We start from the raw sequence: 14,380 nt of genomic DNA, 5'->3' as shown, positions 1-14,380 counted from the left end.
ATAAACTCATGTTAGTTGTTCAATTAAGTGCTTCTATACAGTGCTTATGCATCTGCATTTTAGTATGCGCTTTGTTCATCACCTTGAGCGATACTGCCATCGAAAATACCCAGCACACCCTCGATTAAACTCTCGACCGACGCTGGCTGTAGTGACATATCAGTTGCATAGTCGGGCATTAAGGTTCTTGGGTCGACCATTCCACTAATGACCATTACCGGACAATCAACTGACGTTGCAAACCATTGTGGTGCTGAAGGAACAGTAATAAGAAGGTCGCTTGCCTTCAACATTGATAAGGTTTCACGCATCGATTGACTGCCATCGAACTTTGACCACACATAGAAACCAGCCATGCGTAATGCCGCTGCCAACTTTTCAGCATGCGGATAGCTGCGCTCGTCGGTACGAGCTTCGGTAGCAAGTGCTATAATTTTACGTTTTTCTTTTACCAATTTTTTGTTTGCGGGAACATCAATGTTAAAATTCAATTCACAGTCCTGCCAACCGCAACAGGTTTTCAGATAAAACTCAGGATATCCACCCTCAGGCAAATAGTCACTTTCCCACCACGTTGAATGCCAACGCATCATACTAAACCAAGTGCTTTGCATGTAGTGACTGGGATCGTTGACGAAGGTAGCTTGAAGTGTTTGCTTCTGATATTGGTCTATCAGATCGGCGATCGACATCGCAATATAGTTCCCACTCACCGGCTCACCCGCATCTTTCAAAAAGCGAGATAAGAAGCAAGGCATGAACCACGTATCAAGGTTAATAATCGAATTATAAGCTTCGCCAATGATGATTTCGGCTAAGCCTAAAAAAGCTTCCATCGCTTGGATAATATCTTCTGGCCACTCCCCGCTTTTCAAACCATAAGTCTTTATCGTTGGTTCTGCCAAGGCCATAATATCGTGGCCGGCTGCGTAGGTTAACACATGAATTTCGGCGCTTGGGTGCTTGCGTTTCAAGTGACGTATAGCCGACACACCAATGCATGTCACGTCACCAAGACCTAACATACGAATAACTAGAATTTTCTCTTTGTCAGCTTGGCTCTCTGTCTCGCTAGGCTCATTGAAGGCAACTGTCATCAGTTACTCCCACTATTAGTCTCGTGGCTTGACTGCATATAGGCCTTATACATCAACTCGGCTCGCAGCCAGTCCTCCTCCGTATCAATATCTTGAACTAGATGACGCGGCAAAATAATAGGAATGCCATGCTCAGAAAATATAGCTTTGGACGACAAATAATCTTCAGCCCTACCCCAGTAGAACTGCCCTGCGTCGTGGTAAGCCTCGGGCAAGTCTTGCGAGCGTTTCATTATATCTTCTTTGAAGGCTGGCTCTGCATAGTTAGCTTGCATAAATAAGGCCCTTTGAATTGGAAAAGGGAAACTGGTAACTGAGTATGCGAAAGCCTTCGAACTATCTTCATCGAGAGCATCAAGGCCCGCTTTTAAGTAGTTGGCTTGCAGAAAAGGCGCTGTTGCATATATACAGCAGCAATAATCAAGCGCTCCAATATTATCTTGATACCATCGAATAGCATGATTCGTAACAGGGCGCGTTCCGGTTAAGTCATCGGATAAATCTGATGGCCTTAAAAAAGGCACGGTTGCCCCAAACTGCTTTGCAAGGTCGGCTATTTTGTCTGAATCAGTTGTCACTATGATGTCATCGAAAAGGCCTGAACTTTGCGCTACTTTAATGGAGTAGGCAATCAAAGGTTGACCAGCAAAAACTCGTGTGTTTTTACCAATGATGCGCTTACTTCCCCCGCGTGCGGGTATAACAGCAATCGTTTTCGCTTTCTTATCTTTTGTTCGTTTGGGGTTATCTTTACTCACATTCACAGCAAAACCTCTTCTAAAGCGGCAAGCACGGCTTTTTGCTCATGGATGCTAAGACTCGGATAGAGAGGCAGAGTAATTGCGCGGTCGTAGAAATGTTCAGCCGCTGGATAATCGCCAGGCTTAAACCCCAATCGTTGATAAAAGGGGTGTAAATGAATCGGAATGTAGTGCACGTTAACACCAATGCCTTTATGTACTAACTGTTCATATACTGTTTTTCTATCGAGTTTTACGCTGTCGTCTAACTCAATCATAAACAGATGCCAACCACTTTGGTTTTCTGGCCCTTGAGTGCTGAGGTCGTTTTGTGGCAGTTTTAAGGGCAGATGAGCAAGATTCTCAAAATAGAAATCGGCACATTTCTGACGCGCTGCCACAAAGCCATCAAGTTTCCTGAGTTGCGAAATCCCCAAAGCCGCCTGCATATCACTGAGGCGATAATTATATCCGAGTTCCAACTGTTGGTAGTACCAAGGCCCCTGCTTGCTAAGATCAGAGGCTTCGCTGTCGAACAATTGCACATCACGAGTAACCCCATGCTTTGCAAACAACACTATTTGTTGAGCAAAATATTCAGAATTAGTCATTACTGCACCACCCTCTGCGGTGGTGATGGATTTTACTGGGTGAAAACTCAGGACAGCCATGTCGGAATATTCACAAGCTCCGATTTTAGTGTTTAGGTAACTGCCACCCAAACCGTGGGCTGCGTCCTCGATGAGTACAATATCGACACCCTTAAGCAAGTCCGAAATTAACTTCATATCACAGCTAAAACCAGCAAAGTGAACCACAATCAATGCTTTTGGCAGCTTATTCTCACGCTTTGCTTGTGTGATTTTTTTGGCCAGTAAATCGATATCAATATTCCGAGTCGCTGGGTCCATGTCGATAAAGTCAACGCTTGCACCGCAATACAAGGCACAATTGGCCGACGCGACAAATGAATTTGGCGTTGACCAAACCATGTCGCCAGCCTTAACACCTGCAGCTAAACAAGCAACGTGTAAGCCAGACGTCGCGCTGTTAACCGCTGTACAATAGTTTGCGCCGGTATAGTCACATAGGGCCTGCTCAAATTCCGGTACCTTAGCGCCCTGAGTTAAAAAGTGATTTTCAAGCACATCAACTACGGCATCAATATCTCCTTGGTCGATGTGGTGCTTTCCGTAAGGGATCATAGCGGCTGCTCATCCATCTCTTTAAGCTCATCAACAGTCAAAAAGTGATGATTAGTACCACTATGATATTCGAACTTTTCGCCGACTTTTGTACCCTTTTCTCCGATCTTATTCACTGAGTAGTTGATGGTACCGTCAAAAAACTTGATCGCTGGCGTGATCACAAAATGGTCGTCAAACTCATAAGAATGGTGAGCCATCTCTTCTGGTACCATCACCTCATGTAATTTTTCACCCGGGCGGATACCTATCAGTTCATGCTCTGTAGTGCCACTCATGGCCTCAACAAGGTCAAGAATTCGAATGGAAGGAATTTTAGGCACAAATATCTCACCGCCCTGCATGCGCGCAAAGTTTGTTAAGACAAACTTCACCCCGTCATCAAGAGTTATCCAAAAGCGAGTCATTTCTTGGTGAGTCACAGGCAATACTGTTTTTCCTTGCTCTAACAACTGCCGATAAAACGGCACGACTGAGCCGCGAGAACCCACTACGTTTCCATAACGTACTACAGCAAATCGAGGACCGTTAGCACCTGCGATATTATTCGCTGCCACAAATAGCTTGTCCGAAGCTAACTTTGTCGCGCCATATAAATTAACAGGGTTCGCGGCTTTATCGGTAGATAGCGCTATTACTCGATGCACATTCGCTTCAATGCATGCGTCGATAACATTTTGTGCACCATTGATATTCGTTTTGATACATTCATTAGGATTATACTCTGCAGCCGGCACTTGTTTTAGCGCTGCCGCATGAATAACATAGTCGACGCCTCGCATCGCAGAAACTAGGCGAGTTGCATCGCGAACATCCCCAATAAAATACCGCATAGCCTTATGTGAAAATTGCTGTTGCATTTCAAACTGTTTAAGTTCGTCTCGACTATAAATGATGACTCTTTTGGGATTATAGTTAGCTAGAATTTGAGAAACATAACGCTTCCCAAAAGAACCTGTACCGCCCGTAATGAGTATCGTTTTATTGTCGAACATAATTTAATCTGCCTTCATATACTGAGTAATGTTTTTTTCTACCAACGCAGGCTTTTGCCAACGTAAAAGAAATTCTATGGAGGTGAAAGGTCGATTTACTCTAAGGCCACGTGATCCGGCCAAGTCCAACACAGTCGCAGAGGCCTCCGTGCTATTGAAGTCTCTTGGTACTGCAGCATAGGTTTTAAAATCAAAAAAGCAAAAATCTGAAGCAGCGCAGATAGCTCGAAGCTTAGAAATAATTTGATTGTTAACAAACTCAGCTGATATTGGTTCGGGTATCAGACGCAGTGCGGTCGCTGCCTCTTTACCGTCATTTTCACCTACATTCTTATTGTTAACTTCACTATATGCAGGTTTTAAGCCAACCTCCGAAAAATCAAGTTTTTCTATAAAAATAAACTGCTTAGCAGTATTTTGAACATGCTTTAATGCAGACTCCACGTGCAGGCTACAAGGGGCGCAAGGCACTTCACCTCGTGAATAAGGCAATGCGTCCGCTCGCTCAGCTAAACTAGGCAAAAGCTGAAAAGATACGCTCAGTGCAGGGAAGTATTTAGCATAAAATTCGGCGCTTTTTATCCACTCAGATTCAAATTCACAGGCAAGACACAGCAGTACTGGAATTTGCTTTGTGCTCTCACGGTAAAGGCTATTCAGTGCGGTTAAGGCGCTTTGAGCAACAAGCCATTCACTTCTATCGTGAAGCATGAATATATAGTGCTTGTTACTTTCAGTTGAAGCGAAAGTCTCTTTACCTACATCGGTAATTAGAGAGAAACTTAAGGCCAGAGAGTAAAACTCCTGAAGCTTTTCAAGCTCACCTTTGGCGATATCTTGTAGACCTTGGCTGAAGCTAACAAACTCAATGGCAAGTGATTTTTCTGCCAGCAATATTCGTTCTCTGCGAAGCGTAAAACTTGAGGAGGTGTCAAACAATTGATGCTTGTCCAACAACAATAGTTTGACGTCACACAAACAGTCGCGCCAAAATACGAGCGCTTGAGAAGCGACACTGACGGCAATATCGCGATCATGATGCATAGCCGCTTTACTGAGTACTGAATTAATGTAATTCATTGAACCATACAAGTAATAAAACAACAGGGAGTTGCCTTGCTTGTAAGAGAAAAATAAAAACTGTTTTTGTGTTTCTACAAACTCAAAAATGTCTTCTTGCTTACTGCCTGCCTCTCCCAACAGCATTGCGCTGCTATTTTCAGCTAAATCAATGAGCGATTCTAGTTCTTGTATCAGCACACTGTGTTGATATTTATCATCAAAAGTCTCAACAAATGTTTTTGCTGGAGATCGCTCAAAGCAGTCACGTAAGCTATTTAAGGTCTGTTGCTTTTGCGTCTCGCTACTCATGAGCAAAATGTTATTTATATCAAGCGGAATAGCCCCTTCAATCAAAGCGCCATCACTGGTGTTGTAGCAATCAACAGGAGTAGAAGCCAATGCCTGCTCGATGATGGTTTTAGCCAGTTTAAATTCATGTTTAGTGTTAACTAGCGTGCGGAAATTACCTGGAACAAGCAAGCCGGTATTGTTTGCTTCAGCATATTTATATAGCTCTTTGCCCTGAACATTGTAATAGCCTGATTGAGATGAATGATGCTGGCTACTGTCAACAAAGCCCATATCAATGCCGAAAAAATAAAATTGATGAAAGCCAAGTTTTAAAAATAGATTTACAGCGAAATTACTTACCGTTGGAAAAGCAAACGCTAAACATTCAGCTTTGTCTTCACCAACCACGTTCAACGCTGACACCGTCGCCGACTCGCCCTCTTTAAATGCAATTAATACATCTTTATATAGGACGCAGGTATCTGGATGAATGCCGTTACAACTTAGCAGGGTTATCTTTTTAAGATAGTCTGGGTCGCCTACTCTGCATGCCCAGTCGAAAGTCGCGCGGTTAAGTTCTATCTCGGCATGAAAGTCAGGCACAATATTATTGCGGTGCAACACTTGCAATGACGTACCACAAGAAATGACAATCGCTTGGCCCTGCAACTCTTTTATTGTATCGATACTATAGTCAAGTGAAGGACCATTACCCACAAATAAAATGGGGAGTTCTTTGTTTTCATGACGTAAATACTGGCTTGGTGTTGATTTTAAAAACGGTATTTCTTGTCGAAATGCCTCCTTAGTATGTTCAATAGCAAAACAAGCATGATCAAAGTACTCCCCCATCGATACCACAATTTGCAGTTGCTCTCTGAGTTGAGCAATCGCCGAGTTCAGTGCTTCGTTGTAATAGCTTTGATAAAAAAAGGTTTGGCTTAAAACATAGGGCCCAATGTTATAAAACTGGCCTAATAAATCTCGAAACAGGTGACTGCCATCGTCGCCAATATTGATGTAGACATTAGCCTCACTTTCATCAAGCTTTTCGAGAATATGCCGCCAATCAACTGCGAACAAGGAGCCATAAAAGAAGTCACGATTAGGTTCACATATAAACAACTTTTCTAGCTTTTTATTTTCCAGCAAGCTCTCTAATTCATAACCTGCGCCTAAACCAAACAGTATTAATGACTTGATCGTGTCGGGCAACATATTCACTTCATCTTCTGCTTGCTCGAGCAAGGCTTCAGTTTTTTTGACTAAACGATAATGCAAATAGTGCTTTAACTTTTGACCATTGTAACCAAGGATTAAGCCGTCTTTATTCGGATGTTTTTCAAAACTTCTATAATTCGCCGCCCCTTCTTCAACAGGATTATTTCCGTACCACGTTGCGCCGTTGAAAAGATTAAGAAGATTTACACTGCCGCTTTTATTCTCAACAGCTTGCCAAGTATCAGGCTGGTAGTCGGAAAATTCAGCATAAATATTTGGGTAGTATTTTTTAAACGCCAACAGGTTGTCGCGAAAGCGATGTTGCTCAGGCCTAACCGGATGTAACTCAGTTACTTTAGTGCTTTCTAACCAAGGTGGTGTGTATTGGGTGAATTTACGCTGCGCTTTGAAGGAGCTTGATTTTGCTTGTAGCGTTTGCCAATCACTGTGTCGAATTGAATGCATGACAGCATCAAAGGTAGGATGAAAATAATGCTGAAATACAATGGCTTGTGATACTGGACAGTGAGTTTGTAGTTCTTGTAAATCAGTGATGAGATGTTGAGCATCTTTTCCGATTTGAAAATAGATGGCAATACCTTGTTTCTCAAGCTCTAGCAGTAAGGACTCCCATTGCATTACCATGGAAGAACTTTTGAAGTACTGCGCCTCGGGCTCATAAATAATGAGGTGCTTTATGTTCGCTTTGTTTGCAAATATTTCGCGAAGTAAACGTGGAATATAACTGCCTAAGCCCAGCCCCAAGAGCACCAACACGTCACTGTTCTCAGCACTTGCAAGCACGCGGCTTTGATTTTGTTGAAACAAGTCGAGTGCATTGCCCAGCAAGTCGTCGTTACTATTGTCGTAATTATCGCCATCTGAAAACGCTAAAATGGCGCTATGTTGGGCCCAGTTCTCACACTGTGCTTGTATCTCAGTGTCGGGATTTTCACCGTATAAAGTTCTACCCAAGCCAAAATCAACAATGTTGTATTGCTCATTTTTATTGCAAAAGATAGATATACTTTCACTGCGAATAGCATCTAGCTCAGTAATTAAATGCGGGATTGAGCGTGCGAATGCAGCCCGATTCTGCTGGTGAGTTTTAGCGATGAAAGGTGCAGACTTTTTTTCTATCTGCTCTTGGACTTCATCGTCGTTGTGAATATGCACCCGAATATCGTTCAACATAATGGCTACGTCACTTATATTTTTTGATTGCTTTCAAGCCTCTAACTAGTGAACTCAACTCGCTTAACGAATCTGTAAACAAGTTTTTGACAATAGCTTGAAGTTGATTGTTAATAGGTAGTTCGGCCGTCGCAAACTCTTTTCGTGGCTCTGGCTTTAGTGTGCTCAGATAGTCTTGAATAAACTCATCTCGTTGTTCAACGAGCTCACGAAGTTTTACATCGTCGATATTGTCACTTTCATCAAGGCTCACAAGTGTTAAGCAGATAGCCATATTCAGCTCGCTCAATGCTTTGGGTGTGAGTGAATGAGAAAGGTAGTCTTCAACCGAACTATTGGCTTGTTCCAAAGCTGTCCCTTATTTGCTGGCGTTAATAGCAGATGAGTATTTACCATCGAGTACTTACAAGGTTTTTGCGCTACTCGAGAGCCTTACACTGTTTGCTGTTGTTGACGTTTCGCTTCGTAAGCTTCTTGTTTAGCTTCTTCAGGAATACTTAACCAAGCCGTTTTGATGGGCAATAGCAGGTTAATCACTTCATCCATTATCGACAAGCTGTTTTGAACGTTGGCATCAACCAAACGCTGTACCATATAATCGTACAGAGAATAGAGGTTTTCAGCGACTTCCCCACCAATTTTCAAGTCGAGAGTGTCGCGCAAATTGATCAAGATCGCGCTAGAACGAGACAAGTGCTCAGACTTACCGGCTAGGTCTTGGCGTTCCATGCACCCTTTTGCATAGGCCATTCTATCGAGCGCGCCTTGCATCAACATTAGCGTCAATCGGTGGGGGTCGGCGGCGGCAACATCTTGTTTAAGGCTGCCTTTTTTATAAGCGTTTATGCCTTTAAGGGCCATATACGTAATCTCCAAATAGTGTGTACTGCTACTTTTTTATTGTTAGGCTTCGTACGCTGTTGCTTGTCTAAGTCTTATAGCGATGCTAGCAAGGCTGAGCTGGTTTGCTGAAGTCTTGCGACGGTTTGGTCAAGGTTCAAATACCTTCCGCGTAATGTTTCTTCAAAGCTAACCAAACGCAATTCAAAAGCCGCTCGATCGTCAAGAAGTTGATCTCTTTGATCTTTCGCGGCTGTTTCTCTATCGGCAAGAACACCGTTTGACTTAGTATATTGGTCAAGAAAATCATAAAGTTTGTTTGCGATGCCATCATCAGCAGTAAATAACTTAGACACTTCATCAAAATTATCTTCAAGAGCATCGCTTAATCGGCTTTCACCTGTTCCTAGGCCGAAGTCTGTACTTCCAATTTCTAACGTGCCTTCAGCAGTCAACTCAATTCCTATTTGAAATAAACCACCCAAGGCTGAATCGCTTACGGTGCCACTGAGAATGCTACCTAAACCAGACTGAATACCACGAACGGTAAAGTCGCCAGCCAAGGCGCCGTCGTCTTCTAGTTCTGATTCGCCGTAGCGAGTTAAGGCAACTATTTCCGTATTTAAGGAGTTGTAACCCTCAACGAAAGCACGAATTTTTTCCTCCAATGCCTCTTCGTCAAAACCAATAACTAAGCTAGAAGATTGAAAATTGTCATTTGCATCTTTCTCTGACACGGCTTCGGCAGTAAAAGTAACATTTTGTATGGTGTTTTCGAATTTGTTGGTGTCGCTTTGAACCGTTATTCCGTCAATGATAGCCTGAGCGTTTTGAGCGGCTCTTGTAGGGCTCAATAAACTGGTAGTTTCTGTGGAATTAGTCGTCGCAAGTCTGTTTAAACCGGCAATATCGTTGTTATTAATTATATTGAGGTCGTTACCCTCACCCGTGATATCGGAGTTAATAACTAGTTTAGCGCCACCTGCGTCGGTACCGGTATTAATAATGTTTGCGGTAATGCCAAAGTTATCCTCAGCATCGTTAATCTGTTCTCGTAACTGGGCAAGCGTTGTACCGGCAGTGATGTTTAGCGTGAAGCTTTCACCTGAATCGCCAATTCTGAAAGTTAATGACCCATCAGCATCAGCAACCGATTCGGAAGATGATGCGAAAGCGGCATCTTGAGTTTCTATTCGCGTTCCACTTGCCAAACGCTCGACCGTAATATCGTATTCGCCTGTCAGCGCAGAGTTTGATGCTTCGGCCGTAAAAGGCTCAGTGTCTTCAGAAGGATTGCGAATGGTAGGCTCTCGGCCTGTCAACGACTGATCTTTGCGCAGGTCGTCAACAGCGTCTTTGAATTCCGAGAGCTTTGATTTTATTTGCCCAAGACTTGAAATCTCAGACTCAATGGTTTCTTCACGGGCATCCAAACGAGCAGCTCTAGGAGCGCGCTCGGCTTCAAGTAGTTGTGATACCAGACCTTCTAAATCGAGTCCTGAACCAACCCCTAATGATGAAATACCCATAATTTTACCTCATATTTAAGCCTGCCCTTGCAGAAGTATTCCTGCACTACTGCCAAATTCAGACTGTAACTCATTAACTCGCTCTGCAAATTTCAGCACCTCCTCGGAAGGAATTTGCCGGATCACGTCACCCGACGATGCATCTTTGACGGTTACCACCCTTTTATCGGTGGCCTCATCAATAGAAAACGCAAGCTGCGTATTTCTATTTTGCATAAACTCACTTATATCACCAAGCGCCCGTTCGATCTCAACAACGCTTTCCTCTCGTTGTAAGGTATCGGCCTCGCGTGGATTTGCTTTAGTACTTTGTACGTTATCGAGCAACGAAACAACATCAGAGCTTGAAGTCTCTTTTGCTGCCACCGACTCAGCTGTAGTTAGCACGTCATTATTCTGAGCACGAGCTAGCGACTCGAGCTGGGGAAGTGCTGACGCTTTACTAAACTGACTAGCAACATTGTTGCCAGCTTGCGGATTGATAGTGTCCATTTTTCAATACCTCCTACTTCAATTGTAAAAACGGTCACGCCATAAACGGAGGAACCGTAAGATAAACGCAGCCTCACGGCTGGTTTATGTGTTTTTACTTTGCAATATAAATTAACCGAGCAATGCGAGCGCTGCTTGCGGTCTTTGATTTGCCTGACTCAACACCGAAATAGACGCTTGTTGTATGATCTGATTTCTGGTCAGCTCGGCTGTTTCTGTTGCAAAATCAGTGTCTCTGATTTGACTTCTCGCACCTGACAAGTTTTCTGCAACGTTACTCAGGTTTCGAATAGTCGACTCAAATCTATTTTGCAAACTACCTAGGTCGGCTCTGACAGCACCGATTGCAGATATTGCCGTGTCAATATCGGTAAGTGCTGACGACGCATCAGCGAAGGTGCTGACTGACAATGAACCTATGCCAAGGCCGGTTGCACTGAAACCATTAGCGCCAGTAATATTGCTAGCAGACAAGTTAATGCTAATAGTTTGCCCGCTGTTCGCACCAACTAGAAACGCCGCTGAATACGAAGCGTCAAGTAGATTCACATTATTAAATTTAGTGTCGGTTGCGATCCGCGATATTTCGGTTTTTAATGCAGACACCTCTTTTTGCAAAGCGGCTCTGTCTGCTGAAGAATTAATTCCGTTTTGCGCTTGCACTGCTAACTGACGAATTCGCTGTAACGAATTGGTTGTTTCTGCCAAAGCACCTTCGGCAGTTTGTGCTAATGATATCGCGTCGTTTGAATTCCGAACCGCTTGGTTCAGCCCTTCGAGCTGGCTGGTAATGCGATCGGAAATTTGTAGGCCTGCAGCATCGTCTGCAGCGCTGTTGATACGAAAGCCCGACGATAAACGCTCGAACGATTTATTTAAGGCTTGTCCAGAGTCGAATAATTGACGCTGAGCATTTAACGCTGATACATTGGTGTTTACAAAAATTGACATAATACCTCCTATCATCAAAGAGCGAGTGTAGATAACTCTCTGACGAACCTAATTCATGCTTTCTTGGTTCACTAGGCCAAAAAAGCTACCTCTAGTTTGGATGACTCGACACGAAGTCAAAAAAACTTTAAATTACCCCTCGACTATAGTTATCGGCGCCTTCATGAGTAACTTTAGGAAGATTTAGGATTTTTTTTAAATTAAATACTAACCCACTGATAAAAATGGAAATTTCACTAAATGGATTATGTTTTTGTTGTCATCACAAGCATCTTTGGCTTGCTTTTGCTAATAAGTTACCTTGCAACAAATAATATTCCTTTGGAGAAAACTAAGGCTTTTCATTGGACGGTAACATGGGCAGTGGTGCTCACTTTGTTCGCAATTTTCAGTGCAATTTTCATTTTGGTCGCCCTATTCAGTGTATTGACGGGTGAATGGAGTACACTGTTTTTAGTCACCAAAATACCCGTATTTATCGCCACCCTAATTAGTTACAAAGCATTTTCCCATTTCAAAGACAAATTCAATAAGGCGAAATAATAACACTCAAAGCGCCTGCCTGCTGGCAACTTAGCGCATTATCTTTTACTCTTTGCAACTTTGATGAAATTACAATTAACACTAGAAACAAGGACGTTAGCAATGATAAAAATGCTTTCTCTCATTATTAGCTCAGCTTTTTTGCTGTTATCTTTTAATAGTCAATCGAGCACCACGCCAGTCTTTGCGGCTGCAAGTGCCAGTTTACATCTTAGCGACATTACTGCTTACCAGAGCAACACTCACCTTAGTTTAAAAACATTCGCAAAATTACCACTAGCAAAAGATATTCAGCTATCACCCGATGGGAAACACATTGCCTATTTAAGAGATGTCAGTGAAGAGTACATTATTGTTGTGCAAAGCTTGGTAAATCCAAAAAGCAAGCCACGAACGCTGAAAATTGGAGATGCGCAAATGCGAAAGTTTGAATGGCTGTCGAACGACCGTCTTCTTTTCACCGCAACTACCACTCATTACTCTCGCGGTGATTTTGAAACTTTTACCATGCAAAGGGCTGGTATTATGAATACCGAAAATGGCGAGGTGTATTGGCCATTTAGCAGCTCCGAATTTACCAATAATATCTCCGGGCCGCAGTTAGTCAATAAGCTTGCTGCTGACGAAGATCATATATTGATGTCGTATTATTATCGCCAAAAAGCAAAAATAGCCTCTTACGAACAACACAGAACCGCCAAAAAAGAGGCGAAAATTGTTAACGCCGTCTTTAAGATCAACATTGATAATGGTAAACGAGAAAAAGTGTTCACTGGTTTTAATGCGAGTGATTGGATAAGTGACCAAAGTGGCAATATCCAACTTTTTAGACAAGACAGCACAAGCAACAATGCTACTTTAAATATGTTTAAAGGCCCTAGGGATGATGATTTCAAGGCACTTAAAACAGTCGACGCAGAAGGCAAAGACAGCGATTTCACACACCACGTAATTGGCTTGACTGAAGACGCCAAGCGCATATATTTTACTGCGAGAAATGACGGAGACCTTTATACGCTTTATCAAGCTGATATAAATAAGGGCTACGTAGAAAATGAAACTAACTTATCTAAAAACACGAAATACGACCTAAACTATGTCGTAACAGACTATTTAACCAGTGAGCTACTTGGCTTTTCAATTATCAAAGATGTGAATGAATACACTTACCTTGATAAAAAGCTTGCTCAAGCCCAAGCGGATCTTAGTGCAACTTTTCCGGGTGCACAGGTGAGCATTAATTCTTTCAACAAAGCGCGGACAAAGTTTGCCGTATTCGTATCAAGCTTTGAATACCCTGAGCACTATTTTTTATACGACACTGAGACTGGTAGTTTAGGTTTTCTCGGGCAGGGTTTTGCGCTTGCTGAAAACAAAACCACAAACGCTGTAAAACGATTTACTTACACCGCTAGTGACGGCCTTGAATTATCTGGCTACTTAACACTGCCAGCTTCGTCCACTCAAGCAACTGAAACTAAAGCTAAACCGCCACTTATTGTGCTAGTGCATGGTGGTCCAGCATCACGCGATGATATGCGCTTTGATTGGCAGCGCCAATTTTTTGCCGCCCAAGGCTTCGCTGTATTCCAAGCAAACTTTAGAGGTTCAGAAGGCTTTGGCTACAAATTTGAGTCCTCAGGTCACGGGCAATGGGGCAAAAAAATGCAAAGTGATGTTGATGAAGGTGTTGCCGCGCTGATTGAACAGGCCATTGTTGACGATTCAAAAATTTGCATTGTTGGCTCAAGTTATGGAGGCTACGCAGCATTATATGGTGCTACTGGAAACCCTTCCCTATACAAGTGTGCAGTTTCATTTGCTGGCGTAAGTGAACTTGGCAACATGTTTTACCATGTACAAGAACAGAAAGGATTAGTTGATTATTGGATTAAGAGTATTGGTGCTCGTTTCGACGAGGATGAACTTAGAGCCCACTCTCCATTATTCATGGCAAACAAAGAAAGCTCACCAATATTAATGATGCACGGCAGCGACGATACTGTTGTGCCATCATTTCAATCGGCCAAAATGTTTAAACGTTTACAAGAACTTGGACTCGATAGCAGTCAATATATCGAAATAGAGGGCGGTGACCATTGGTTCTCAACCGGAAAGACTAGAAGAATATTTTTGAAAAATGCGAATGAATTTATTAATAAGCATATTCACTAATTCGATCTATATAACGCTAGTCGGCAAAAGCAACTGGGCGTATTT

General features: G+C 42.8%; 12 protein-coding genes. 2 read left to right on the top strand and 10 right to left on the bottom strand.

From position 1 onward, the window contains the following. Window positions 1-59: 59 nt before the first annotated feature. The 10 genes from ISG33_RS02925 to ISG33_RS02880 form a co-directional block, all read right to left on the bottom strand. Window positions 60-1,097 (bottom strand): glycosyltransferase family 9 protein, encoded by a 1,038-nt coding sequence (locus ISG33_RS02925; protein ID WP_229333434.1) that lies wholly within the window; start codon window positions 1,095-1,097, stop codon window positions 60-62. Further along, window positions 1,097-1,861 (bottom strand): pseudaminic acid cytidylyltransferase, encoded by a 765-nt coding sequence (gene pseF, locus ISG33_RS02920; protein WP_229333433.1) that lies wholly within the window; start codon window positions 1,859-1,861, stop codon window positions 1,097-1,099. The genes ISG33_RS02925 and pseF overlap by 1 nt, the downstream gene beginning before the upstream one ends. Next, the gene (gene pseC / locus ISG33_RS02915; protein ID WP_195732049.1) at window positions 1,858-3,042 is read right to left on the bottom strand and encodes a UDP-4-amino-4,6-dideoxy-N-acetyl-beta-L-altrosamine transaminase; all 1,185 of its coding nucleotides are present in this window, start codon (window positions 3,040-3,042) and stop codon (window positions 1,858-1,860) included. Before pseC ends, pseF begins: the two co-directional genes overlap by 4 nt. Then, on the bottom strand, window positions 3,039-4,037 hold the full coding sequence (gene pseB, locus ISG33_RS02910; protein WP_195732048.1) for a UDP-N-acetylglucosamine 4,6-dehydratase (inverting): 999 nt from the start codon (window positions 4,035-4,037) through the stop codon (window positions 3,039-3,041). The genes pseC and pseB overlap by 4 nt, the downstream gene beginning before the upstream one ends. Before the next feature lie 3 nt (window positions 4,038-4,040). Further along, window positions 4,041-7,805 carry a 6-hydroxymethylpterin diphosphokinase MptE-like protein gene (locus tag ISG33_RS02905; RefSeq protein ID WP_195732047.1) on the bottom strand — a complete coding sequence of 1,255 codons (3,765 nt, stop codon included), beginning with the start codon at window positions 7,803-7,805 and terminating at the stop codon, window positions 4,041-4,043. A gap of 10 nt (window positions 7,806-7,815) precedes the next feature. After that, window positions 7,816-8,154, bottom strand: coding sequence for a hypothetical protein (locus ISG33_RS02900; protein ID WP_229333432.1), 339 nt, complete (start codon window positions 8,152-8,154; stop codon window positions 7,816-7,818). 83 nt (window positions 8,155-8,237) lie between these two features. Continuing rightward, entirely contained in the window at window positions 8,238-8,666 is a 429-nt protein-coding gene (fliS, locus tag ISG33_RS02895) for a flagellar export chaperone FliS (protein ID WP_195732046.1), read from the bottom strand. Window positions 8,667-8,740: 74 nt separating this feature from the next. After that, on the bottom strand, window positions 8,741-10,174 hold the full coding sequence (gene fliD, locus ISG33_RS02890) for a flagellar filament capping protein FliD (RefSeq protein WP_195732045.1): 1,434 nt from the start codon (window positions 10,172-10,174) through the stop codon (window positions 8,741-8,743). Between the two features lie 15 nt (window positions 10,175-10,189). After that, complete coding sequence (locus ISG33_RS02885) at window positions 10,190-10,666, bottom strand: flagellar protein FlaG (protein ID WP_195732044.1); 477 nt, start codon at window positions 10,664-10,666, stop codon at window positions 10,190-10,192. Window positions 10,667-10,777: 111 nt separating this feature from the next. Further along, on the bottom strand, window positions 10,778-11,617 hold the full coding sequence (locus tag ISG33_RS02880; protein WP_195732043.1) for a flagellin N-terminal helical domain-containing protein: 840 nt from the start codon (window positions 11,615-11,617) through the stop codon (window positions 10,778-10,780). A gap of 240 nt (window positions 11,618-11,857) precedes the next feature. Between ISG33_RS02880 and ISG33_RS02875 the strand changes: the two genes are divergently transcribed. After that, window positions 11,858-12,160 (top strand): hypothetical protein, encoded by a 303-nt coding sequence (locus ISG33_RS02875; protein WP_195732042.1) that lies wholly within the window; start codon window positions 11,858-11,860, stop codon window positions 12,158-12,160. A gap of 102 nt (window positions 12,161-12,262) precedes the next feature. Then, entirely contained in the window at window positions 12,263-14,335 is a 2,073-nt protein-coding gene (locus tag ISG33_RS02870) for an alpha/beta hydrolase family protein (protein WP_195732041.1), read from the top strand. Window positions 14,336-14,380: the final 45 nt, after the last annotated feature.

Source organism: Marinibium conchae, assembly GCF_015595035.1.
GTDB lineage: Bacteria > Pseudomonadota > Gammaproteobacteria > Enterobacterales > Alteromonadaceae > Glaciecola.
Note: the sequence above shows the minus strand (reverse complement) of the source record. Positions and strands in the feature narration are given on the sequence as shown.

Bases quoted from the DNA above. Each gene is read 5' to 3' on its own strand.
- ISG33_RS02880 (WP_195732043.1), bottom strand. From the start codon at position 11,617: ATGTCAATTTTTGTAAACACCAATGTATCAGCGTTAAATGCTCAGCGT.
- ISG33_RS02925 (WP_229333434.1), bottom strand. From the start codon at position 1,097: ATGACAGTTGCCTTCAATGAGCCTAGCGAGACAGAGAGCCAAGCTGAC.
- fliD (WP_195732045.1), bottom strand. From the start codon at position 10,174: ATGGGTATTTCATCATTAGGGGTTGGTTCAGGACTCGATTTAGAAGGT.
- fliS (WP_195732046.1), bottom strand. From the start codon at position 8,666: ATGGCCCTTAAAGGCATAAACGCTTATAAAAAAGGCAGCCTTAAACAA.
- pseC (WP_195732049.1), bottom strand. From the start codon at position 3,042: ATGATCCCTTACGGAAAGCACCACATCGACCAAGGAGATATTGATGCC.
- pseB (WP_195732048.1), bottom strand. From the start codon at position 4,037: ATGTTCGACAATAAAACGATACTCATTACGGGCGGTACAGGTTCTTTT.
- ISG33_RS02905 (WP_195732047.1), bottom strand. From the start codon at position 7,805: ATGTTGAACGATATTCGGGTGCATATTCACAACGACGATGAAGTCCAA.
- ISG33_RS02875 (WP_195732042.1), top strand. From the start codon at position 11,858: ATGGATTATGTTTTTGTTGTCATCACAAGCATCTTTGGCTTGCTTTTG.
- ISG33_RS02885 (WP_195732044.1), bottom strand. From the start codon at position 10,666: ATGGACACTATCAATCCGCAAGCTGGCAACAATGTTGCTAGTCAGTTT.
- ISG33_RS02870 (WP_195732041.1), top strand. From the start codon at position 12,263: ATGATAAAAATGCTTTCTCTCATTATTAGCTCAGCTTTTTTGCTGTTA.